The organism is Pseudomonas sp. E45-MNA-CIBAN-0222, from assembly GCF_040310405.1.
GTDB lineage: Bacteria > Pseudomonadota > Gammaproteobacteria > Pseudomonadales > Pseudomonadaceae > Stutzerimonas > Stutzerimonas stutzeri_AC.
In genome coordinates this window covers 1-248 of sequence record NZ_JBEOPU010000192.1, presented here as the reverse complement: position 1 = coordinate 248, position 248 = coordinate 1, and the positions used below count along the sequence as shown (strand labels likewise).

General features: G+C 55.6%; 1 pseudogene. It reads left to right on the top strand.

What is annotated here, in order from left to right:
- Positions 1-86: pseudogene (locus AAEZ08_RS23280) on the top strand (AAA family ATPase); the annotation flags it as partial.
- Between the last annotated feature and the right edge of the window lie 162 nt (positions 87-248).

Here is a 248-nt window from a genome sequence, read left to right as displayed (position 1 = left end):
GTAGCTTGGCGGCCCAGGCCAAGATCAAATCACGGGAGCGAAAGCGTAAGGGCGGCCAGGAACCGGAGGACGATGAGTCGTTCTGATTTCATGGTGACGACGGCCTGCTGCATGGCTGCATGTGGCAGGTCTTCAACAGCTGAACTGGGACAGCGAGGGAGTGGGTTCAAAAGCAGCTGCGCTGGTAGACTTATCCACAGTTGCTGGTAACAAAATCAGCAATCCGCCCTGGGTCAAATTTCAATCGG